This window comes from Arthrobacter sp. Cza30 (assembly GCF_059090765.1).
In genome coordinates this window covers 594,634-617,271 of record NZ_JBNHGA010000001.1, presented here as the reverse complement: position 1 = coordinate 617,271, position 22,638 = coordinate 594,634, and the positions used below count along the sequence as shown (strand labels likewise).

The 22,638-nt window shown below is 70.7% G+C and carries 18 protein-coding genes; 3 read left to right on the top strand and 15 right to left on the bottom strand.

The window, feature by feature from the left end; genetic code table 11:
• Positions 1–14: 14 nt before the first annotated feature.
• From AC5RVZ_RS02655 to gabT, 4 genes are all read right to left on the bottom strand, one after another.
• On the bottom strand, positions 15–1,586 hold the full coding sequence (locus tag AC5RVZ_RS02655; RefSeq protein WP_494064225.1) for an APC family permease: 1,572 nt from the start codon (positions 1,584–1,586) through the stop codon (positions 15–17).
• Entirely contained in the window at positions 1,583–2,467 is an 885-nt protein-coding gene (locus tag AC5RVZ_RS02650; protein ID WP_494064224.1) for a universal stress protein, read from the bottom strand. The genes AC5RVZ_RS02655 and AC5RVZ_RS02650 overlap by 4 nt, the downstream gene beginning before the upstream one ends.
• Complete coding sequence (locus AC5RVZ_RS02645; RefSeq protein ID WP_494064223.1) at positions 2,464–3,885, bottom strand: flavin monoamine oxidase family protein; 1,422 nt, start codon at positions 3,883–3,885, stop codon at positions 2,464–2,466. Before AC5RVZ_RS02645 ends, AC5RVZ_RS02650 begins: the two co-directional genes overlap by 4 nt.
• Before the next feature lie 162 nt (positions 3,886–4,047).
• Positions 4,048–5,421, bottom strand: coding sequence for a 4-aminobutyrate--2-oxoglutarate transaminase (gabT, locus tag AC5RVZ_RS02640; protein WP_494064222.1), 1,374 nt, complete (start codon positions 5,419–5,421; stop codon positions 4,048–4,050).
• A 91-nt stretch (positions 5,422–5,512) separates the two neighbouring features.
• Here gabT and AC5RVZ_RS02635 point away from each other — a divergent pair, with 91 nt between their 5' ends.
• Together AC5RVZ_RS02635 and AC5RVZ_RS02630 are read left to right on the top strand one after the other, a co-directional pair.
• The gene (locus tag AC5RVZ_RS02635) at positions 5,513–7,054 is read left to right on the top strand and encodes a PucR family transcriptional regulator (protein ID WP_494064221.1); all 1,542 of its coding nucleotides are present in this window, start codon (positions 5,513–5,515) and stop codon (positions 7,052–7,054) included.
• Between the two features lie 517 nt (positions 7,055–7,571).
• Positions 7,572–8,978, top strand: coding sequence for an NAD(P)/FAD-dependent oxidoreductase (locus AC5RVZ_RS02630; protein ID WP_494064220.1), 1,407 nt, complete (start codon positions 7,572–7,574; stop codon positions 8,976–8,978).
• 127 nt (positions 8,979–9,105) lie between these two features.
• Here AC5RVZ_RS02630 and AC5RVZ_RS02625 read toward each other — a convergent pair whose 3' ends face one another.
• The 6 genes from AC5RVZ_RS02625 to AC5RVZ_RS02600 all read right to left on the bottom strand — a co-directional run bounded on the left by AC5RVZ_RS02625 (position 9,106) and on the right by AC5RVZ_RS02600 (position 17,945).
• The gene (locus AC5RVZ_RS02625) at positions 9,106–11,634 is read right to left on the bottom strand and encodes an ATP-dependent helicase (protein ID WP_494064219.1); all 2,529 of its coding nucleotides are present in this window, start codon (positions 11,632–11,634) and stop codon (positions 9,106–9,108) included.
• Between the two features lie 73 nt (positions 11,635–11,707).
• Entirely contained in the window at positions 11,708–12,265 is a 558-nt protein-coding gene (locus tag AC5RVZ_RS02620) for a YflT domain-containing protein (RefSeq protein ID WP_494064218.1), read from the bottom strand.
• A gap of 341 nt (positions 12,266–12,606) precedes the next feature.
• Complete coding sequence (locus tag AC5RVZ_RS02615) at positions 12,607–13,119, bottom strand: hypothetical protein (protein ID WP_494064217.1); 513 nt, start codon at positions 13,117–13,119, stop codon at positions 12,607–12,609.
• Between the two features lie 119 nt (positions 13,120–13,238).
• Positions 13,239–14,246, bottom strand: coding sequence for a hypothetical protein (locus tag AC5RVZ_RS02610; RefSeq protein ID WP_494064216.1), 1,008 nt, complete (start codon positions 14,244–14,246; stop codon positions 13,239–13,241).
• A gap of 61 nt (positions 14,247–14,307) precedes the next feature.
• Positions 14,308–15,726, bottom strand: coding sequence for a mechanosensitive ion channel domain-containing protein (locus tag AC5RVZ_RS02605; RefSeq protein ID WP_494064718.1), 1,419 nt, complete (start codon positions 15,724–15,726; stop codon positions 14,308–14,310).
• Positions 15,727–15,728: 2 nt separating this feature from the next.
• Complete coding sequence (locus tag AC5RVZ_RS02600) at positions 15,729–17,945, bottom strand: adenylate/guanylate cyclase domain-containing protein (RefSeq protein WP_494064215.1); 2,217 nt, start codon at positions 17,943–17,945, stop codon at positions 15,729–15,731.
• 244 nt (positions 17,946–18,189) lie between these two features.
• Between AC5RVZ_RS02600 and AC5RVZ_RS02595 the strand changes: the two genes are divergently transcribed.
• Positions 18,190–18,708: an Lrp/AsnC family transcriptional regulator gene (locus tag AC5RVZ_RS02595; protein ID WP_494064214.1), complete on the top strand. Its 519-nt coding sequence runs from the start codon at positions 18,190–18,192 to the stop codon at positions 18,706–18,708.
• Here the strand turns inward: AC5RVZ_RS02595 and AC5RVZ_RS02590 are convergent.
• From AC5RVZ_RS02590 to AC5RVZ_RS02570, 5 genes are read right to left on the bottom strand one after another with little or no spacing between them, the layout of a single operon-like run.
• Positions 18,641–19,192: an Lrp/AsnC family transcriptional regulator gene (locus AC5RVZ_RS02590; protein WP_494064213.1), complete on the bottom strand. Its 552-nt coding sequence runs from the start codon at positions 19,190–19,192 to the stop codon at positions 18,641–18,643. The genes AC5RVZ_RS02595 and AC5RVZ_RS02590 overlap by 68 nt on opposite strands.
• Positions 19,193–19,219: 27 nt before the next feature.
• Entirely contained in the window at positions 19,220–19,948 is a 729-nt protein-coding gene (locus tag AC5RVZ_RS02585; RefSeq protein ID WP_494064212.1) for a 3-keto-5-aminohexanoate cleavage protein, read from the bottom strand.
• A gap of 24 nt (positions 19,949–19,972) precedes the next feature.
• Positions 19,973–20,650: an RraA family protein gene (locus AC5RVZ_RS02580; protein WP_494064211.1), complete on the bottom strand. Its 678-nt coding sequence runs from the start codon at positions 20,648–20,650 to the stop codon at positions 19,973–19,975.
• Positions 20,647–21,462 (bottom strand): carbon-nitrogen hydrolase family protein, encoded by an 816-nt coding sequence (locus tag AC5RVZ_RS02575; RefSeq protein ID WP_494064210.1) that lies wholly within the window; start codon positions 21,460–21,462, stop codon positions 20,647–20,649. The genes AC5RVZ_RS02580 and AC5RVZ_RS02575 overlap by 4 nt, the downstream gene beginning before the upstream one ends.
• Positions 21,459–22,607 carry an ABC transporter ATP-binding protein gene (locus AC5RVZ_RS02570; RefSeq protein WP_494064209.1) on the bottom strand — a complete coding sequence of 383 codons (1,149 nt, stop codon included), beginning with the start codon at positions 22,605–22,607 and terminating at the stop codon, positions 21,459–21,461. The genes AC5RVZ_RS02575 and AC5RVZ_RS02570 overlap by 4 nt, the downstream gene beginning before the upstream one ends.
• Between the last annotated feature and the right edge of the window lie 31 nt (positions 22,608–22,638).

The following is a 22,638-nucleotide window of genomic DNA, read 5'->3' as shown; positions in this document are numbered from 1 at the left end:
TTACAGTCTGCCGCTCAGCGGCGCGGACGTCGAAGGCTTTCGGGCGCGTCGAGACCGAGTGTCTCGCCACGGAAGAACGCCGGACGCTTGATCGCCTGCCAGAACATGATCACGACGCCGGCGAGGATGATCGTCACGCCGAGGATGAATACGAGCCCGACGCCGCCGATGCTCGATCCGCTGCCGTACGCCGGGTCCATCGAGTCGATCAGCGTCGTGACGAACAGCACCGCGAGGATGCCGCCGCCGACGAGCGGGAACAGGAACGAGAAGAAGAAGCTGCGGGCGGAGTCGAACCACTGCTTGCGGAAGTACCACACGCACGCGAACGCGGTGAGGCCGTAGTAGAAGCAGATCATCATGCCGAGCGAGAGGATCGTGTCGGTGAGCACGTTCTCGCTCACCACCCGCATCACGGCGTAGAACACGGATGCCACGACAGCCGAGACCACCGTCGCATACCCGGGGGTGAAGAAGCGGGGGCTCACGCGCGCGAAGCTCTGCGGCAGCGCCCCGTAGTGGCCCATCGCGAGCAGCGTGCGGGCGGGTCCCACCGCGGTCGACTGCAGCGAGGCCGCCGAGCTCGACAGCACCGCCAGGGACACGAGGAACGCGAGCGGTCCGAGCACCGGATCCGACAGCGCGAAGAACACGTTGGCCGAGATCTCCTCGTTCGCAAGCCCCAGGTCGCCGTCGCCGATACCGGCGAACATCATGAGGCCGATCGACAGCAGGAGGTACAGCGTCACGACGACGATGACGGTGATCATCGCGGCACGACCCGGCGTCTTCTCGGGGTTCTTCGTCTCCTCGTTCATGGTGAGGACGACGTCCCAGCCCCAGAAGATGAAGATCGACAGCGAGAGCCCTGCAGCGAACGCGCTGAACGTCGGCACCTCGAGCGGGTTGAACCACGACCACGAGAAGGGCGTCGGGTCGGGCGCCTCGCCGTCGACGGCCTTCACGATCGCGACGACCGCGAACAGCACGAGCACGACGACCTGGAAGCCGACGAGCACGTACTGGAACTTCTGCGTCGTCTGCATGTCGCGGTACGACACCAGCGTCGCGCCGAGCATGAACAGCAGGCACACGAAGACGTTGATGAAGGGGTTGAAGGCCAGGTCGGCGATGTCGGGGTTCCGGGTCAGCTGCGAGATCAGCAGGAACAGGAACTCCACCGCGATGCCGGCGAGGTTCGAGAGCACGATGACCGTGGCCGCGACGAGCCCCCACCCGGTCATCCATCCGATCCAGGGGCCGAAGGCCCGCACGCCCCACGTGAAGGAGGTGCCCGAGTCGGGCATCGCGCGATTGAGCTCGCGATAGCCGAACGCCGTCAGCAGCATCGGGATGAATCCGACCAGGATGATGGCCGGCACCTGCGTCCCCACCTCCGCCACCGTCGGACCCAGCGACGCGGTGAGCGTGTACGCCGGTGCGATGGTGGAGATGCCGATGACCACCGCGCCGACCACGCCGACGGCGCCGGCGCGCAGGCCCTTCTTCGACAGTTCGCCCGCGTGGACGCGGGCTGCGGGTGCCGGCGCGGCCGCAGCGCCGCTGGACTTCTGGGAAGCGCTCATGCGCGTTCGCCTTCCTTGTCGCGGGTGCGGGGCACCACGACCATCGGGACGGGCAGCTCGTGCAGCATCTTCGCCGCAGTCGAGCCGAGGAACAGGCGCCGGGGCTGCGCGAGCCGGCTGGAGCCGACGACGGCCAGCTCGTCGGGATTCCAGTCGAGGTGCGCGACGGCGTCCTCGATGCTCTCCCCGCGTGCCACGACGACGTCAGCCTGGACTCCCTCGGGGAGCGCGTCGAGCGCTCTGCCGAGCACATCGTCGGCGTGGGCGGCTCCCGCAAGGCGGATGACGCCGGTGTCGACGCCGGCCGGCAGGTCCACCGAGACCAGCGACAGCAGCCGCAGCTGCGCGCCGGTGGCTGTCGCGAGAGCGACGCTCGCTTCCAGCAGCGCGCTTGCGCCCGGCCGCGTGCCGATGGCCGCGGTGACGCGGCTGACGCCGGTCACCGCCGTGCGTCGGGATCCCTCGGGGGCGAGGGCGACGGGCACGTCGGACGAGTGCAGCAGCTCGTTGGCGACGGTGCCCAAGCGGTGACGCCCGCGGAGCCCGCCGTTGGCGGCGCCCACGACGATGAGGGATGCCTCCCGCTCGTGCGCTGCGGCGATCAGACCCTCGGCGAACGAGTCGGCGAAGCGCACGTGCGTGGCGTGAGCGAGGTCGCCCGGGATCGTGGCGGCCGCTTCGGCGAGCCAGGACTCCGCCTCGGTCACGAGGTAGCGGTCGTAGGCGGCGTTCGGCGGGGTGATCACGCTGCGGTCCTCGCCGGGGAGCACCAGCACGAGGTCGAGAGCGGCGCGGACGGCGGTGGCGAGGCGCACGCCGAGGGCGACGGCATCCGCTCCCGCGTCGGTCGCGGTGTAGCCGACGACGATGCGGCCGGTCATCGGCGCGCGCCTTCGAGGTCGGCGCTCTCGAGCTCGGCACTCTCGGGGTCTGCGTGCTCGAGCCGGGCGCCGTCGAGGATGTTCGCCGCGACGAGGCGTCCCATGCGGATGGCGCCGTCGACGTGCTGGTACCCGGCACCGGCCATGTCGCTGCACGCGAAGTGGATCGGTCCGACGGCGGTGCGCAGGTCCGCGCCGTAGCGGGCGAGGCCGCCGAGGTCGAAGCTCGCGGCATACGCGCCGCGGGTCCACTCCTCCGCGCCCCAGTCGCTCTCGAAGTACACCAGCGGGTTCTTCGCCTCGGGTCCGTAGTAGTGCGACAGCGACTCGAGGATGCGCTCCTTGCGCTCCTCGGGCGAGACGCGGAACAGGTCGTCGGCATTGCGGTCCGAGACGAACCCGACGAGCGTGCCGCGCTCGTCGCCGTGGTTGGTGTTGTCGTAGGCCTCGTGCGCGATCTCGTACGGGCTGAAGGCGGTGCCCGACAGTCCCTGCTCGCGCCAGAACGGGCGGTCGTAGACCGCGTGCACCTTGATGACGAAGCCCATCGACAGGTGCTGGTGCATCTGCTGCTTCAGGCGCGGCAGCGGCGGGGAGAACTGGATCCACGGGTAGAGGATCGGCGCGTGGGCGAGCACGACGAAGCGGGCGCGGACGCGCAGGCCCTTGTCGGTGACGACGGTCACGCCGTCCTCCGACCAGTGCACCTCGTTGACCGGCTGCCCGAGCATCACGTCGTCGCCCAGACGCTCCGCCAGCAGCAGCGGCACCTGCTGCAGACCGCCGATCACGCGCTCGTCGAGGATGTAGTCCGCGTCGACGAGATTCGTGAAGCTTCCGGCGCTGGCGGCCATCAGCAGCGCCTGCAGCGCTGAGAACGCGTAGGCGGGCTTGGTGAGCATCGCACCGGCGATGAAGAGGGCGATGTTGTCGCGGGCCTCCACGTCGTCGGTCTGCTCCTCGAGCCACGCCTCGAACGAGATGCGGTCCAGCGCCTCGGCATCCGGGTGCTCCCACGGCCTGTCGGGGTCGACCTCGGCGACCAGCCGGTCGAGCAGCTCGATGAGGCGGACGATCTCCTTCTCGGTCTCGGGCGCGACCGGGAAGATCTCGCCGGTGAAGCGCTTGAGCCGACCGTCGCGACCGATGTAGACGGACTCGCCGTCGCGATAGCGGCTGTAGGTCTCGAGCCCGAGCTCGGCGATCGTCTCCTTCAGCGCCTCCTGGTCGGGCGAGACCCACTGGCCGCCGATCTCGAGCATCGCCCCGTCGACGACGTCGGTCCACAGCCGGCCTCCGACGCGGTCGCGCGCCTCGAGGACGACGACGGACAGTCCGGCCTTCTCGAGCTCGTTGGCGGCGGTGAGGCCTGCCGCGCCGGCTCCGACGATGACGACGTCGCGGGTGAGATCGGTCACTCGCATCACTCCTTGGTGTTGGTGGGTCTGCCGGCCGCGGTAGGCGCGGCCGCGCGGTCGACACGGGACTGCGTGTCCCGAGATCGCGCTTCCACGCGGCGTTTCAGCCGTGTTCTCGGGACACGCAGGCGCGGGTTGGGGACACGGTCGGTGGTGGAGGGGTCAGGATGCCGCGAGCGCAGCCGCGACGACGTCCAGGCCCTCGTGGAGCAGGTCGTCGGTGATCGACAGCGGCGGGAGGAAACGGATCACGTTCCCGTAGGTGCCGCAGGTCAGGACGATGACACCCTCGGCGATGCAGGCCTTCGCGACGGCGCCGGTCAGCGCAGCATCCGGCTCCCCCGTCGCCGGGTCGACGAACTCCGCTGCGATCATCGCGCCGTGACCGCGGACATCGCCGATGCGCGGGTCTGACTGCTGCAGCGCGCCGAGGCGGCTGAGCAGGATCTCGCCGACCTCACGGGCGCGCTCGAGCATCCCGTCGTTCTCGAACACGTCGATCGAGGCGAGGGCGGCGGCGCAGGCGATGGGGTTGCCGCCGTATGTGCCGCCGAGGCCGCCGGTGTGCGCGGCATCCATGATCTCGGCCCGGCCCGTGACGGCGGCGAGCGGAAGGCCGCCCGCGATGCCCTTGGCCGTCGTGATGAGGTCGGGGACGATGCCGAAGATCTCGCTGGCGAACATCGCGCCGGTACGGGCGAAGCCGGTCTGGATCTCGTCGGCGATGAAGACGACGCCGTTCGCGCGGCACCACTCCACGAGCGCGGGCAGGAACCCGTCGGCGGGGACGATGAACCCGCCCTCGCCCTGGATCGGCTCGATGATCACGCCGGCGAGGTTGTCGGCGCCGACCTGCTTCTCGATGACCGCGATCGCGCGCTTGGCCGCCTCGGCGCCGCTGAGCCCGTCGCGGAACGGGTACGACAGCGGCGCGCGGTAGATCTCCGATGCGAAGGGCCCGAAACCGCTCTTGTACGGCATCGACTTCGCCGTCAGCGCCATGGTGAGGTTCGTGCGGCCGTGGTAGCCGTGGTCGAACGCGACGACCGCCTGCTTGCCGGTGTACTTGCGGGCGATCTTGACCGCGTTCTCCACCGCTTCGGCGCCCGAGTTGAACAGCGCGCTCTTCTTGGCGTGATCGCCGGGGGTGATGCGGTTGAGCGCCTCGGCGACGGACACGTACGAGTCGTACGGCGCGATCATGAAGCACGTGTGGGTGAACTGCGCGACCTGCTCCTGCACCGCGGCGACGACCTTCGGGTGCGCGTTGCCGATGGTGGTGACGGCGATACCCGACCCGAGGTCGATCAGCGAGTTGCCGTCGGCGTCGACGATCACGCCTCCACCGGCGGCGACGGCGTGCACCGGGGCGGTGTGGCCCACACCGGCGGCGACGGCGGCGCCCTTGCGGTCGATCAGCTCCTGCGAGCGGGGACCGGGGATGCTGGTGACCAGGCGACGCTCCTGCGGCAGGGTCGGCCCGCCCAGCGAGGTCGCGGTCTGAGTCGAGACGGCGGAGACGGTGTCGGCACTCATGGTCGCGAGCGTATGCGGGGTCTCGCAGCGGTCGCACCTTCCCGGCTGTACATTCTCAATAGCCCGCTATACGACCAGTACATCGGATCCCATGGACAACGACGCTCCCACCTTGCGCGCCCTGCTCGCGCGCACCGACCTGCGCCTCCGGCTCGCCGACGAGGACGCCCTGGATGCCGGCGCCCTGGACCGCCCGATCCGCTGGGTGCACAGCTCGGATCTGGCCGACCCGACGCCGTTCCTGTCGGAGGGGCTCGTGCTGCTGACGACCGGCACGCAGTTCCAGTCGAGCGACCACGACGCCGACGATCCGGAGGCGTACCGCGCCTACGTGCACCGGCTCGCGGTGCGGGGCGTGGTCGGGCTCGGGTTCGGCACGGAGGTGGTGCGCGCCGGCATCCCGCCCGCGCTGGCCGACGCGTGCCGCGCCGAGCGGATGCCCCTGTTCGAGGTCCCGTACCGCACGCCCTTCATCGCGGTGGCCCGCGCGAACGCGGAGGCGATCGCCGCGCAGGCGTACGCCCGGCGCAGCTGGGCCCTCGCGGCGCAGCGGGCGATCGCGCTGGCGGCGCTGCGACCGGACGGGCTCGGAGCGACCGTCGCGGAGCTCGCCCGGCAGCTGGACACGTGGGTGGGCATGTTCGATGCGGCGGGCGAGCTGTCGCGGGAGCATCCGGTCGGCGGTCTCGAGCCCGCGACGGCCGAGGCCCTGCAGCGCGAGGTGACGGGAGTGCTGCACCGCGGCGCGCGCGCCGGGTCGTCGCTGCGGATCGGCGACACCCCGTTCACGTTGCAGACCCTCGGGCGCGGCGGGCACCTGCGCGGTGTCATCGCCATCGCCGCGGGCGACCTGGACCAGGAGGGCCGGGTCGTCGTCACCGCGGTCATCGCGATGGCCGGTCTGGCGCTCGAGCAGCAGCAGGGCCTCACCCGCGCGCGCGGTGCGCTGCGCGCCGGACTGGTGCAGACGCTGCTGACCGGTGACGTGGGTCTGGCCCGCCGGATCTCGCGGGAGCTGTGGGGTCCGCTGCCGACCGCGCCCGTCGTGGTCGCGGTGACGGATGCGGCGGCCAGCCGCGTCGACGCCGTCGCGGAGCTTCTCGAGCTGCGGGCCGAGGAGACCCGCGGCGGACTGTTCTTCGGTCGCGGCGACGACGGGCTCGTGCTGATCGTGCCCGAGGGCGAGCTCGCGGTGGTGCGCGAGCTCACCGAGCGCTTCGACGTGAGAGTGGGTCTTTCGGAGCCGACGGCGTACGACGGCATCGCGGCAGCCGTCGGCCAGGCGCGGGTCGCGCGCGATCGCGGCACGGCGGCGATCACCGCCTTCGCCGAGGTCGCGCGCTCGGGCGTGCTGTCGGCGCTCAGCGAAGAGGCGCGGTCTCTGGCGAGGGCGGAACTCGGTCCCCTGTTCCAGCACGATGCCGCGAACGGCACGCGGCTCGTCGACACGCTGCGGGTCTGGCTCGACAACGACTGCTCGCACGAGGCATCCGCTCAGTCGCTGGGCGTGCACCGGCACACGATCCGCACGCGCCTGGCCCTCACCGAGCGCGTGCTCGGCCGCGAGCTGACCTCGTTCGCGACCCGCGCCGAGCTGTGGGCCGCCTTCCGCGCCCTCGACGGCGACGGGTAGACGCGCCGGACGATGTTGTGCCCGTCGAGACCGTACGGTCTCGCCCCTCCCGCCATCGAGAACGTACGGTCTCGCCGAGAACGCATGTCTTTGCCGCCGACGGCGTGCGGTTTCGACGAGAACATGCGGTTTCGACGGCGCAGCGAGCGGCCTCGCATCCGGCGGCCGCCCCTCGCCCCTCCGCCTGTCGAGACCGTCCCGGCTTCCCCTGTCGAGACCGTCCGCTCTCCCCCTGTCGAGAACGTACGGTCTCGCCGAGAACGCATGTCCCTGCCGCCGACGGCGTGCGGTTTCGACGAGAACGTACGGTCTCGCCGAGAACGCATGTCCCTGCCGCCGAGAACATGCGGTTTCGACGGCGCAGAGTTCGACGGCGCAGCTAAGGCCCTGCCGTCCGGCGGCCCGACGGGCGTACGGCGCCCTCGCCGTACATGTGTGACGAACGAACCGGGGGAACCGGACGGATCGACGGATGCCGCGGCGTCGGCCGGGTGCGACCGGCCGATAGCCTGTGCGCGTGTCAGCATCCCGCGGCGATCTCGCGTCCGTTCCCAACGGCGACGTCTCATGGTGGTGGCGGAGCCTCGGCGGCACGCCGGCGGCACGACCGTCGCTTCCCGGCCCGCTCGAGGCGGACGTCGCGATCGTCGGCGCCGGGTACACGGGCCTCTGGGCCGCGTACTACCTCAAGCGGGCGCAGCCCGACCTGCGCGTGGCCGTGCTCGAGCAGCGGTTCGCGGGGTTCGGGGCATCCGGTCGCAACGGCGGCTGGCTCACCAACACGGTCACCGGCGGACGCGCCCGGTACGCCGGAGCGCATGGCCGCGACGCCGCGATCGCGCAGCAGCGTGCGCTCAATGCAGCCGTCGATGAGGTCATCGCGGTCGCCGCACGGGAGGGCATCGACGCCGACATCGCCAAGGGCGGCGAGCTCAACGTCGCACGGACCCCGTCACAGCTGGCGCGGCTCCGGGCCAGCGCCGCGGCCGAGCAGACCTGGCCGCACACCGACCTGGAACTGCTGGATGCCGCGCAGGCAGCATCCCGCATCGCGGTCGATGGAGTACTCGGCGCGGTGTGGCATCCGCATTGCGCGCGCGTTCACCCCGTCAAGCTTGTGCGCGGGCTGGCGGCGGCGGTCGAGGCGCTCGGGGTGCCGATCTACGAGAACACACGCGTCCGCGAGATCGCGCCGGGACGGGCCGAGACCGACGCCGGCACCGTGCGCGCGACCCACGTGCTGCGGGCGACCGAGGGGTTCACGCCGGAGCTGCGCGGCCAGCACCGGACGTGGCTGCCGATGAACTCGTCGATGATCGTCACCGACCCGCTTCCCGCTGCTGCGTGGGAGCGGATCGGCTGGGCGCAGCGCGAGACGCTCGGCGACTTCGCCCACGTCTACATGTACGCGCAGCGCACCGCCGACGACCGCATCGCGTTCGGCGGGCGCGGGGTCCCGTACCGGTACGGCTCGCGCGTCGACACTGACGGCCGCACGCAGCAGCGCACCATCGCGTCGCTCGCCCGCCTTCTGCGGGACTTCTTCCCGGATGCCTCGGACGTGCCCATCGCCCACGCGTGGGCCGGCGTCCTCGGTGTGCCGCGGGACTGGGCGGCGACCGTGCAGCACGACCGTGCGACCGGCCTCGGCTACGCCGGCGGCTATGTCGGCACCGGCGTCACCGCGACGAATCTCGCCGGGCGCACCCTGGCGGACCTCGTGCTCGAGCGCGACACCGAGCTGACGCGCCTGCCGTGGGTCGGGCACCGTGCGAAGCGCTGGGAGATCGAGCCCCTGCGCTGGGTCGCCGTCAACGCCATCTACACCGCGTATCGCCTCGCCGACCGGGTGGAGGCATCCGGTTCGTCGACCCGCACGGCGTGGCCCGCGCACGTCGCGGACCTCGTCGCCGGACGGCACTAGGTCCCGCCTGGCGCGCCGGCCCGCTGCGGTGATCGAGCAGGCGAAGAACGAGCCGCACCGAGATCCACACGCACCGGGTCTCGATACGCGCTTCGCGCTCCTCGACCTCCGGCCGGCCGCGCCCAGGTCAGAGCTTGTCGATGGGGGCGATCTTGATGAGGAGCTTCTTCGGTCCCGCCGAATCGAACCGCACGTGAGCGACGCGCTTGGCGCCCTCGCCGGTCACGGCGTCCACGCGGCCTTCGCCGAAGTCGTCGTGACGGATGCGGTCGCCCGGGGCGAGCTCGAGATCGCCGTTGTCGCGCACCTTGGCGGGGATCTTGTTGGCGAACCGCTCGAGGTTCCCGGTCGGCTGCCGGCGCGCGAGCGGCACGAGGTCGTCGCCGTAGCGCTTGCCCGAACCGCCGAACCCGCCCGAGCCCGAACCGCGACGGGCGTTGAGCGCGCGCGACTGGGTCCCGCCGCGGGAGTTCACGTCTCCGGGCGATTGGCGCCAGTTCAGCAGCTCGGCCGGGATCTCCTGCAGGAACCGGCTCGGCATCGCGACCGACACCTCGCCGAACTGCGCGCGCGTCATCGCCAGCGAGAGGTACAGGCGCTTGCGGGCACGCGTGATGCCGACGTAGAACAGGCGCCGCTCCTCCTGCGGACCGCCCGGCTCCCCCGCCGAGATGCGGTGCGGGATGAGGTCCTCCTCGACACCGGTCACGAAGACCGCGTCGTACTCCAGGCCCTTCGCGGTGTGGAGGGTCATCAGCGACACCGAGCCGGAGGCATCCTCGAGGTCGTCGGCATCCGAGACGAGCGCGACCTCGGTCAGGAAGTCGAGGATCGTCCCCTCGGGGTTGTTGCGGGCGAACTCGCGGGCGACGGCGACGAGCTCGTCGAGGTTCTCGATGCGGGCCTCGTCCTGCGCGTCCTTGCTGGCGCGCAGCGCGTCGTAGTAGCCGCTCTTGCTCAGCAGCAGCTGCAGTCCGTCGGCGACCGCGGTGGGCGGGGCGAGCTCACCCGATGACGGGAGCATCAGCTCGGATGCCTCGGCCAGCACCGCGTCCAGATGCGAGATCGCCGCCTGGATCTTGGGGCCGACGCCGAGCGCCGAGGCGTTCGCGAGCGCATCGCGGAAGGTGATGCCCTCCTCCTGCGCGTAGCGGGAGATCGCCTCGATGGTGACGTCGCCGATGCCGCGCCGAGGCCGGTTGATGATGCGACGCATCGCCATCTCGTCGGCGGGGTTCGCCACAGCCACGAGGTAGGCCAGGGCGTCCTTGATCTCGGCGCGCTCGTAGAACTTCGTGCCGCCCATGATCTTGTAGGGCACCGCCGAGCGGATGAAGATCTCTTCCAGCGCACGGGACTGCGAGTTGGTGCGGTAGAACACCGCCATGTCGGAGTAGTCGACGCCCGACCGGTGCAGCGTCTCGATCTCGTCGGCGACGAACTGCGCCTCGTCGTGCTGCGAGTACCCGGTGAAGCCGACGATCTTCTCGCCCTCGCCGACGTCGGTCCACAGCCGCTTGTCCTTGCGGTCGAAGTTGTGGCTGATGACGGCGTTGGCCGCCGACAGGATGTTCTGCGTCGAGCGGTAGTTCTGCTCGAGCAGCACGACCTTCGCGCCCGGGAAGTCGCGCTCGAACTCGCTGATGTTGCGGATGTCGGCGCCACGGAACGCATAGATCGACTGGTCGGAGTCACCCACGACCGTGAGGGATGCCCCGGCCCGGTCGGGGTCGTCGGCGGGGTCGGGCTCGAAGATCATCATGCCGCCGGACGAGGCGATGGGGCCGGCATCCGATCCGATGGGCCGCGTCAGCTCGTGGATGAGGGCGTACTGGGCGTGGTTGGTGTCCTGGTACTCATCGACAAGGATGTGCCGGAAGCGGCGCCGGTACACGTCGGCGACATGCGGGAACGCGCGGAAGAGGTATACCGTCTGCGCGATGAGGTCGTCGAAGTCGAACGCGTTCGCGCGCTGCAGCTCGCGCTGATACGCACCGAACAGCTCGACGAACACCCGCTCGGCGGGGTCGTTCATGTTGGCCTGCCGCGCGTAGGACTCCGCGTCGGCGAGCTCGTTCTTCAGCTTCGAGATCTTGCCCTGCGTAGCGGCGGGCGTGAGTCCGTACGCGTCGGCCTCGTGCTCCTTGACCAGGCGCTTGATGAGCGCCCGGGAGTCGCCGGAGTCGTAGATCGTGAACGCCTTGGTGAAGCCGAACTGCTCGGCCTCGCGGCGCAGGATGCGCACGCACGCCGAGTGGAAGGTCGAGATCCACATGCCGCGCGCGGTGTCGCCCACGAGCTGCTCGACACGCTCGCGCATCTCGCCGGCGGCCTTGTTGGTGAACGTGATCGCGAGGATCTGGCTCGGCCACGCCTCGCGACTGCGCAGCAGGCTCGCGATGCGACGCGTCAGCACGCTCGTCTTGCCCGATCCCGCGCCCGCGACGATCAGCAGGGCCTGCCCACGGTAGGTGACGGCCTCGCGCTGCTGCGGGTTGAGGCCGACGAGCAGATCGTCGTCCGGGCGCGGCGCAGCAGCACCGATCTGCGGACCGCGATCGCCGCTGACGATGATCCCCACGCTTCCTCCCCGCATCGCTGACGCGCTGCGCGGAGCCTCGGAGCGAGTGGGCCCAGGCGTTGATGCGTCGGTCATGTCCCATCAAGTCTAGGCGCGACCGCCGACACCCCGGTCCGGGCGAGTGAGGCAGCCGCCTCCTCCCCGGGGATCAGGAAGCGGGCGGCGCCGGAGGGGTCGTCGGAGCGGCCGGACCGGCAGCACCGGGCGCGGTCGCACCCGTCGCCCGCGCACCCGCGGCGGCGGAGCCACCCGTCGATCCCAGGATCGACTGCGCCCGCAGCAGGTGCTCCGCGTCGACCATGACGTCCCAGCGCTCCGCTTCGAACTTCTGCACCGAGCTGAAGTCACGGCGGCCGCGGGTGGCCCAGTGCCCGACGAAGCCGAACACGGCGCCCCACACGGCACCGAGCACGAGGCCCCACAGCATCAGCCACAGCCACACCGGTCCGGGCGAGAGCAGGCCGAACAGCAGCCCGATGAGCAGGCCGAACCACGCACCGGAGGCGGCGCCGTACCCGGCGGCGCGCGCGCTGGTCATGCGACCGGTCACCTGCTCGACGATCCTGACGTTGTGCCCGACGATCGCGACGTTCTCGACCGGGAACCCGGCGTCGGACAGCCGATCCACGACGGCCTGCGCACCGGCGTAGTCGGAGAAGCTGGACAGCAGGCGGCGCTCGGGCACCGCGCTCATGACATCACTCATGACTCTCCTTCGCGGGCGGGGACCCGCCCCTGGCGCCAGTGTATTGCTCCCCGCGATTCGCGGGCGAGCGGCGAGCCCCCGACCGGAGATGCAGCCCTCCACCGGACGACGGGAGGGCGGCTCCCCTGTGCAAGCGCACTTCTCCTGCGCAGGACACCGCGGTCGACAGCCTGCCCGCGGCCGGCAGCGGAGCGGTCAGGAGGGATGCCGCGAACCCCGTCTCGCACCGCCGCACACGCACCGCACGCCGCACCGCACGCCGTGAACGCGATCGCGCCGCGCCCCGAACGGGACGCGGCGCGAACGCGTGTCAGCAGGCGCGGCACCGGGCCGCACCCGGATCACTTGATGAGGCTGCTGCAGCCCTCGTCTCCCGTGCCGACGCACAGCACGAGCGCGTCGGCATCCACGAGCTCGACCGGAACCTGGTAGCTCCACACGTAGGTGTAGGACTTGCCGGGCTTCATCACGACGTCGACGTTCTGCTGCGGCACGGCGACGCCCTGGAACGACTCGTCAGCGGTCGAGCGCAGGACGGGAGCGACGTCGGCACCGGTGAGGTCGTCGTCCTCCACCCACTGCGCCACGTTCGCGGTGACCCACTGGGTGCCCGCCTCCGGGGCGCCGAGTGCGCCGGCGGCCGCCTCGTCGGGCACGATGCCGCTCCACACCTCGAGCGCATTCCCGTCCGCGCCGACGCGCTCGCCGACGGAGGCGGGCTCGGTGATGGATGAGGCCACCACGGTCACGCCCGGGGTGCCACCGGGCGCAGCTGCGGGCGCATTGGAGGCGCAGCCGGCGAGGAGGACACCGGCGGCGAAGAGGGACAGGACAGCGGTACTGCGGGAACGCATGACAAACACCTTTTCGGATCAGCTTCGGGGGATGCCTCTACGCTACCCGGCCCTCGGTGTGGTCTGACCACAGAGGCCCGGAAGAGGCGGCGACGCCTGCTCGACCTCGCCGGCTCAGGTCAGGACGCGGATGCCTCTGTCCGACGCCGCCACGGCATGGCGAGCAGAACGCCGACCACCAGCACCACGCCGCCGACGGCCGTGACGAACCACGGCGCTCCGGTGGGGATCTCCGTGAACGTCGTGACGCCTACAACGCGCACGAGCCCCCAGGGAAGCAGTCCCGACGCGTCGCCGGACTGGGCGAGCACCGCCTCGAGTCCGACCGCGCCGACCACCAGTGCCGGCACGGCGAGTCCTCCGCCGATCCCGGCGAGCATGAACCCGGTCGCCCTACGCGGGCCGACCTGGGTCGACAGCGCCCAGCCTCCGGCGGTGAACAGCCACACCAGCAACGCGAACGCGACGGCGATGAAGATCGTGCGCAGCACCGGCTCAGCTGACAGCACGGACCAGTACCCGCTCGGTCCGTTGAATGATAGAAGCGCGAGCGTGACGATGCAGCGGAGCACGACCACACCGCCGACCGCGGCGATGACAGGCCACGGCGAGAGCCGCCAGAGGCACAGCCGCACCACAGCGGCGAAGGCGAGCCACGCGCCGAGAAGGATTGCCAGATCCGCCCACGCCAGGAACGACGCCTGCACGGCACGAGTGGCGACCAGCAGCCCGGTCGGGATGACGAGCAGCAGCCCGCGGTCGAGTTCGAGCATCCCGAGGGTCGATTCCCGCGCGCGCCACGGGCGGGAAGAGGCGAGCCACGACGCTCGTGCCGCGGCGGCACCAGGCCGCCGCACCAGCCGTGTCCGTGCAGACAGCATGCCGATCACGACCCACGCGACGGCGAGAACGAGCAGTCCCCGCGCCAGCCACGCCATCGTCGCGTCGCGCTCGGCTGCGTCAGCACGAGAACCGGCATCCGCCGCATCGGCGTCCGAACCGAAGGCATCCGTCGCGCCCGCGGCCGGTCCGAAAGCATCCACCGCGGCGCCCAGACCCAGCCCGATGGCCACGAGCGCGACGACGGTGACGACAGCGAGGATCCCCCGCCGCGTCGCCGTCGTCATGCGACAACGGTAGTAGATGCGCGCGGGCTCCCAGGACCACTACCGGTGGCCGTCGGACCCGTCAGCGTGCGAGGGTGCCGCGCACGACCCCGGCTTCGGCGAGCGCCTCGTTCGCGAGCTTGCGCTTGACCTCGATGGAGCGGCCGATGTCCTGCGCGAGGGGCGGGCGGCGGCGCACCAGCTGGTCGACCGTCGCGAGCGGCACGACGAGCACCGTGAGGGTGTCGGCGGCGACGGCGGTCGTGATCGTCGGCTCCCGCGTGAGGGCGGTCTGGCCGATGTAGTCCCCCGGCTCGGCCCACCCCACGTCGAGGCGTCCACCGGCCACCTCGACGGAGAGTCGCACGCGTCCCTCGACGATGAACCGCATCTCGGACGGCACCGCACCGGCGGGGAGGACCACCTCGCCCGACCCCCAGCGCTCCAGTCGCGACGCCGACCGCACGAGTTCGCGTTCCTCGTCACCGAGGTGCAGCGTCGGGCCGACGATGTCGAGCGCGGACTCGAGCCGTTCCGGCTCGGCGATCGGGTCGGTGGCATCCCCGTCAAGCGCCAGGCCGCGGCGGCGCGCGGCGTACCAGAGCCACGCGAGGTACACGCTCATCGCCTGGTCGACCAGCGCCGGGCCCTGCAGCGGCAGAGTGATGGTGTAGCTGCCGGCGCCGGAGTACGCGGCGGTCGCGCGCTGCTCCGCCACCCGCATCGGAAGCGAGTCGGCCACCTCCACGAGCAGGCGGATGACCTCGTGGGGCGGATCGTCGGTCGTGAACTTCACGGTCGTCGAGGCGTGGTGCACACCGGCGGGCTGGCTGAGGTTGCGGAACGACGATCCCGACAGCATGGAGTTCGGGACGATCTGGATGCCGGATCCGGTGTCGATGTGCACCGCCCGCCAGTTCACCTCGATGACCCGCCCGACGACGCTGCCGGTGTCGAGCCAGTCGCCGATCTTGAACGGCTGCTCGAACAGCAGCAGGAGTCCCGAGATGACGCCGCCGACGGCGTTCTGCAGCGCCAGGCCGATGACGATCGAGGTGACGCCGAGGGCGGCGATCAGTCCGCCGACATCCGCGCCCCACACCCACTGGAACAGCAGCGCCAGGCCGACCACGACAAGGATGAGGCGCGCGAGCTCGACGAAGATCGTGGGGATCCGCTCGCGCCACGACCCCTTCCGGGCCGTGGCGAAGAGAGCGACGTTGAAGCTCGAGAGGATCAGCAGGATCAGGAGGAACCCGAGCACTGTCGCCACGACGCGCACCCAGGCCTGGTCCGCCGGGGAGGAGAACGCGAAGGCCAGGAGCGCGAGCAGGGCCGCCGTGGGAACCACCCAGTTGCGCAGCAGCTTGAGCGGGCCCACCGCCGGGTTCCCGCGACGCTGCAGCGCGCCGATGATTTCGGTGAGCGTGACGAGGACGACGGGCACGCCGACGGCGAGTGCGAGCGCCGCCCAGATCCAGCCGTCGCGGAACGGGTCCATGCTCACTCGACCCGCCAGACCGTCTGCTGCCGGCCGTCGAGCTCGACCACTCCCGCCTCGTCGAACGCGACGCTGTCCTGCAGGCGATCGCGCACGGCGTCGCTGACGTAGATCCCGGGTTCGCCGCTCACCGAGCGCACGCGGTACGCCAGGCTGACGGCATCCCCCCACAGGTCGAAGGCGAGGTTCGTGCGGGCGACCAGGCCACTGGTCACCGTTCCGGTGTCGACGCCCGCGCGCAGATCGATGGCGGTGCCGTGCTGGGCGTTGAACCGTTCGATGGAGGCGCGCATCTCGCGGGCGAACTCGACCGCGCGGCGGACGTTGTCCACGCGCGGGACGATGAGCCCCGACGATGCCAGGTAGCCCCCGCGCAGCGTGCGCACCTTCTCGACGCCGGCCTTCTCGGCGGCCTCGTCGAATCCGCGCATGATCGTGTTGAGCTGGGTGATCTCCTGGTCGCTCGTGAGCGTCGCGGCGTGCTCGTCGAAGCCCACGAGCTCGGCGAAGACGACCGCGACGTTGTCGTGCTGCTCGGCGATCGACTCCTCGCCTTCGCGGTAGCGGCGGGCGACCGACTCGGGCATGAGGGTGTGCAGCAGCTTCTCGTTCTCTTGACGCTGCTGGTCGATGAGGTCCTGCTTGATGCGCAGGCTCGAGGCCATGTCGTTGAACGCGCTTCCGAGGTCGCCGAACTCGTCGCGCGAGCTGTGCGGCACCTGCACGGCGAGGTCTCCTCCGGCGATGCGGCGGACCGCGTCGACCAGGCGGCGGATCGGCCGGGTGAACACCTGGGCGAGCAGCAGCGAGATCACGCTGACCGCGAGGAGGATCGCGAGGGTCGACAGCACCAGGTTGCGGGTGAAGTCGGTGACCGGCGCGAACGCCTCGTCGGATTCGATCCGGGCGACGGCCACCCACTCCAGCCCGTCGATGTCGAGCGGCCGGTACGCGGTGATGCTCTCGCCGCCGAGGTAGTCCGAGGTGATCGCCCAGCCGGTGCGGCCCTGCTGCGCCTCGTTCACCGAGGGGGTGTCCACGGGCTGCAGCAGGATCGTGCCCTCGACCTCTTCGATGCGCTTCGCGACATCCGGCGGGGTGCCGTTGCGGACGACCTCCTCGGCGTACTCCTCGGGCGACTCCACGAGCTCGCGCGAGATGCTGCGCATAAGGTCGTCGCGGGCGGCGAGGTACACCTCGCCGGTGCGGCCGAGGCCCTGCTCCTCCCACGACTGCCCGCCGGTCATGACCTCATTGATCGTCTCGATCGGGATCTGCGCCGCGAGCGCCCCGGTGACCTCGTCCTCATCGCCGACGGGCGAGACGACCCACAGTGCGGGCACGTCCAGCGCCGGGATGTACCGCTCGAAGTCGGTGGTCTCCACGGTGTTCACCGTGTTGGTCGCCATCGCGTCGCGGTACGCCTCGGCGAGGACGGTGTCGCGGTACGGACCGTCGGTGAGGTTGGTGCCGAGGTCGACGCCCTTGTGGGCGCTGTAGACGACGTCGCCGTCGGTGTTCAGCATGAGGAGATCGACGTAGCCGATCTCGTCGATGAGGAGCTGGAAGTAGTCGTGGAACTGCGCGTGCGCTGCCGAGTAGGCGCTGCCGTCGCCGGGGTCGGCGACCGCGAGCGCCTGCTCGAACCCGGCGTCGTCGTAGGTGGTGTTGGCTCGCGTGTACCAGTACTGCAGATACCGGCCGGCGGCTGACTCGGGGATGAACGCGCTCTCGCCGTACTCGGTGCCCGAGCGCTGCTCGAGCGCGGGGATGAAGGCGTTCGCGTAGTACGCCTCGAGCTCGGCCTCCTGCTCCGGGGTGAGCGGCGCGTTCTGCAGCTGCGCGAACCCCTCGTTCAGCGCGACCGACGCGTTCTGCGCGCTGAGGTTGCGGGAGTCCAGGGTGACGCCCTGCTGCAGGCCCGCCATCGCGTTCTCGATCTCGTTCGCACGCAGTTCGCGGATCGTCGTGAGCTGCTCGACGGCCGCCGCGCGCAGCGACTCCCGTCCGCTGACGAAGCCGATGATGCCGACGATGACGGACGAGACGAGGCTGACTGCCAGCAGCATGATGAGCAGCTTCGACTGGATCGTCAGTCCACCGCGGCGGATACGCCTCTCCTTGGGCGGAGGCGCCGGACGCTCCCGCCGACGCAGCGGCTCGCTCGACGGCGAACCCTCTTCCTGCTTGAGATCCGATGTCGATTCGGTGATCGTCACGAACGTGGCCCCCCGGTTCGTCTCACCGGTCACTCTATTCACAGCGGCATCACGCGAACAAGGGTGGGAGAAGAGTGGAAGGGCCGGATGCCTCGCGCCGGTCGGTCGTCGGGCGAGATAGCGCACACCCCGGTCGGTCGTTGAGCGAGCGAGGAACGAGCAAGACGAGACCCACGGGACCTTCATCTCGCTCCGCGCCCTCGAGCGAGCGCGCCCGTACGGAGCGATGTGATTGGATCGGCGAGTGGAGCTCGAGGCCATCGATGTGATCGATCGCAAGATCATCGATCAGCTGCGCCTGGATGGACGGCGCTCGTTCGGCCAGATCGCCCGGTACGTCGGCCTGTCGGAGGCCCGGGTGCGCCAGCGCTACAAGCGACTGCTCGACCTCGGGGTCGTCCAGGTGATCGGCATGCCGAACAGTCCGCTTCTCGGCTACGTCGAGGTGCGGCTGTCCATCCGCGTACGCAGCTCGACGGTCGAGTCGGTGGCCCAGGCGCTCTCGGCTCTGGCTCCGGTGAAGTACGTCGGCGCGTGCATCGGCGCGTTCGACCTGATCGCGGATGTGCGCTGCGAGACGCAGGAGGAGCTGACCACGTTCCTCACCGACACGGTCCGGGTGATTCCCGGCGTCTACGTGCTCGAGACGACGAACATCCTCGAGGTGATCAAGGACGAATACCTGTGGTCGGGCTTCAGGGACCCCGTCGGCCGTTTCGCGCGCCCGCATCCGGCTGCCGGATCGATCCCGTCTCGCTCGTGACGGTTCCCGTCGACCCGCCCGCGGCCCGCTGACCCGAGTGGTCGCGCAGCCCGTCCCACGAGTAGTCCTTGTACAGGCGGGTCAGCACGTACTGATCGATGCGCGCCACCCCCGGCGTGCGGCGGATCTCGTCGAGCACATCGACGAGCTGCGTGAGATCCCGGGTCGTCACCTCGAGGTAGATGTCCGCCGGCCCCGACGTCAGCGAGACGTGCCCGATCATCGGGAGCGATGCCAGTGAGCGCGCGACCTGCCGCGGACGCAGACCCTGCACCGTCAGCATGAGACGCACCGACTGATGACCGAGGGTGAGCGGATTGCACAGCGCCACGATGCGCAGGATGCCGGTGGACGTGAGCCGCTGGACACGCGTGCGCACGGTCGCCTCCGATACCCCCACGATCGCCGCCATCTCGGTGTACGCCCGCCGGCCGTCCTCGACCAGGAGTTCCACCAGGCGGCGGTCCAGATCGTCCGCGCTCATCCTTACATTGTGCTCCCGCCGAACAGGTCAGAACGTCGCCGCCATCGCGCGCGCCGTGCGCACCATGCTGACGTTGTCCGCTGCGGTCTGTCCGCCGGGGAGCGTCAGCATGTCTTCGAAGCCGACGCGCACCTCGCATCCGTCCTCGATCGCCGCCTGGACGACCGGCCATGCCGTCTCGTCATAGCCGTGGTACAGCAGCGGCACGGTGACGCCCGCGTCGCGGATCGCGGCCGCGATCCGACGCGCATGGTCGATGGCGTCCTGCGTGTCCTCGTCCTCGGGCTCGATGAGGATGCGCACGTTGTCGTGCAGCGTCGGCGAGGCCAGCAGCGCGGGCACTTCGTCGATGTGCCACACGGCGCTCTCGAGCACCATGCCGCGCTCGCGCACGAGGACGGCCGCCTCATCTGCGCCCTCTTCCGAGAACGCGACGGACGCGAAATCGGGCAACCATTCCTGCGGCCACTGCGCAATCGACGCCATGCGCTCCGCATGGCCGGAGCATGTCCACAGGCCGGTCGTGGTGCCGACGATCACCGACGGGTCTGCCGCGCGCACCGCGCGCACCATCGCCGCGATGTCGTCGGGGGCGATGCTCTGCCCGCCGTCCTCCGTGCGGGCGTGCGCGTGCACGACGTCGGCGCCGGCGCGCACGGCGGCGACGGCGGCCGCCGCGATCTCGTCCGCGGACAGCGGGATGGCGGGATGCTCGTCGCGCGAGCGACCTCCGTTGATGGCGGCCTTGATCAGCATTGCGTGGTTCTCCTGGTGGGCTTGTCAGCCACGCGCGAGCGCGGCGAGGGTCTCGGTCGCGCCGGTCAGTTCGCCGAGGCGAGCGCCGCGGCGGAGCTGGTCGATGAGAGCGGGCTCCTCGGCGTCGTCCTCGAGCGCGACGTCGATGATCGCGTTCAGAACGGCCGACGGGGCGATGAAGGCTCCGTTGCGGTCGGCGAGCACGACGTCGCCCGGGCTCACGACGACGCCACCGCAGGTGACCGGCACGTTGTGCCCGCCGGCATCCACTCCCAGCAGCTTGGTGGTGAGCACGCTCGTGCCCCGCGCGTAGACGGGGATGCCGAACGACTCGACCTCGTCGAGGTCGGTCAGGACGCCGTCCACGATGATGCCTGCGGCGCCGCGGATGCTGAGCGCCGCTGCGAGCACCTCGCCGACGGGCGCGTGCCGGGTATCACCGCCGGTGTCGATGACGAAGACGTCGCCCGGCTCGCACCACCCCGCGGCGTGGTGGAGGGCGGTGGAGTCCTGCGCCGTGATCCGCACCGTGATCGCCCGCCCGACGACGCGATCGGTGCCGGCGTGACGGCGGATCGCGGGGTCGACGAAGCCCTCCTCGAGGTAGTGACCGAGCGTGGGGAACGAGACCCGGCGGAGCTTTTCCAGCAGCGTGCTGTCGAGCGGCTCGGGGGTGGGGGCGGAGGCGAAGGCGATGGTCACTCCTGGATCGTGAGGGCGGCGGTGAGGCGGCGATTGGACAGGGCGGGCAGGGTCTCGCGCACCTCGGCGGTGCGATCCAGCGAGATCTCCGCCACGGCCAGTGCGCGGCCGGTGGGCTCGAGCCGGACCCGCTCGATTCCGAGCGGATCGATCACGATGCTCGAACCGATGCAGTCGGGTGCGGACGACCCTGCCCCGATGACCCAGCACGTGTTCTCGATGGCGCGCGCCGCGGCGAGCGTGTGCCAGTGCTCGGGTTTGCGATCGCCGGCGACCCACGCCGCCGAGACGCTGAGCACATCCGCGCCGCGATCGATGAGGTCACGGCTGAGCTCCGGGAACCGCAGGTCGTAGCAGTTCACGAGCCCGATGGCGACGCCGTCGACGAGCACCAGCGGCGGCAGCTCCGAGCCGGCGGTGACGTAGTCGGACTCCCGGTAGGCGAAGGCGTCGTAGAGGTGCAGCTTGCGGTATGCATCCACGAGCTCGCCGCGGGGATTGACGACGACCAGCGTGTTGTACGGGCGCTCCGTGCCACTGGGCTCGTAGCCGCCGGCGATGATCCACAGGTCATGCCGCGTCGCGAGCGCGGACAGGTGCGTCAGAAAGGCGGGCCAGGCCTCCTCGACGGCTGCGGCGCGGTCCTCGGCGGCAAGCTCGCCGGCGAGGAGCATGGACTCCTCGGGCAGCACCAGGAGCCGCGCTCCCCCGGTTGCGGCTCCCTCGGCCAGTGCGGCGATCTCGTCGCGGTTGTGCGCGGGCGATGTCGTGGGGGCGAGCTGCCCCACCGCGGCGATGAGCGACGGATTCACGCGGCCACCCCGTTCCCGACCACGCGGCCGTCTGCCGGGTCCCACGTCACTGACAGGCGAGTGCTGTCCGGGAGGGCCGCGAGAGCGGCGGCGGCGGGGCCGCTGGGGACGGATGCCGTCACCACGACGCCGGACGCGAGCGTGAGGTGGTAGACCCACTCGTCTCCCATGAACACCCGATCCGACAGCGTCGTCGGGAGAGCGAACGATCCGTCGACGGCGTGCGTTGTCGACTCGTGCAGGATTCGCACGCGCTCCGGGCGGACCGCCAGCGTCAGCGGCATCCCACGCGACGCACTCGGCGCGGATTCGACCGGGATGTCGGCGACGCCGGGCACGCTGAAAGCCGCACCGTCGGCCGTGAGCGTGCCCTCGAGGAGGTTGCAGCTGCCGATGAAGCCGGCGACGAACCGCGAGGCCGGAGCATCGTAGATTTCGGTCGGCGTGCCGATCTGCTGAACGTGACCCTCCGACATGACCGCGATGCGGTCTGACATGGTCAATGCCTCTTCCTGGTCGTGCGTGACGTAGATGAAGGTGATGCCGACCTCGCGCTGCATGCGCTTCAGCTCGAACTGCATCTCCTTGCGCAGCTTCTGGTCCAGCGCGCCCAGCGGCTCGTCCAGGAGCACGACGGCGGGGCGCCCGACCACCGCGCGGGCCAGGGCGACACGCTGACGCTGACCGCCGCTGAGCTCGGCGGGCTTGCGCCCGGCGAATCCGCCGAGGCGCACGAGCTCGAGCGCGGCGCGGACGCGGTCGTCGATCTCGCTCTTGGGCACGCGCCGGACGCGCAGCTCGAACGCCACGTTCTCGTACACGCTGAGGTGCGGGAACAGCGCGTAGCTCTGGAACAGCATGTTGAGGTCGCGGTGCCGCGTGGGAACCCCGTCGACGTTGCGTCCGTCGAGCTCGACGGTCCCGCCGGTCGGCGTCTCGAACCCGGTGATCATGCGCATGAGGGTGGTCTTGCCGCATCCGGACGGGCCCAGGATGCTGAAGAACTCGTTCTGGCGGATATCGAGGTCGAGCGGCGCGACGACGCGGTTGTCACCGAAGGTCTTGGTGATGCCGCGCAGGCGGACTGCGGGAATCGGGCCCGTGGCCGGCGTTGTGCCGGCCACGGGGCTTGCGATGGTCGTCATGAGGTTCCCTGTCGAGGTCAGGTCAGGTCAG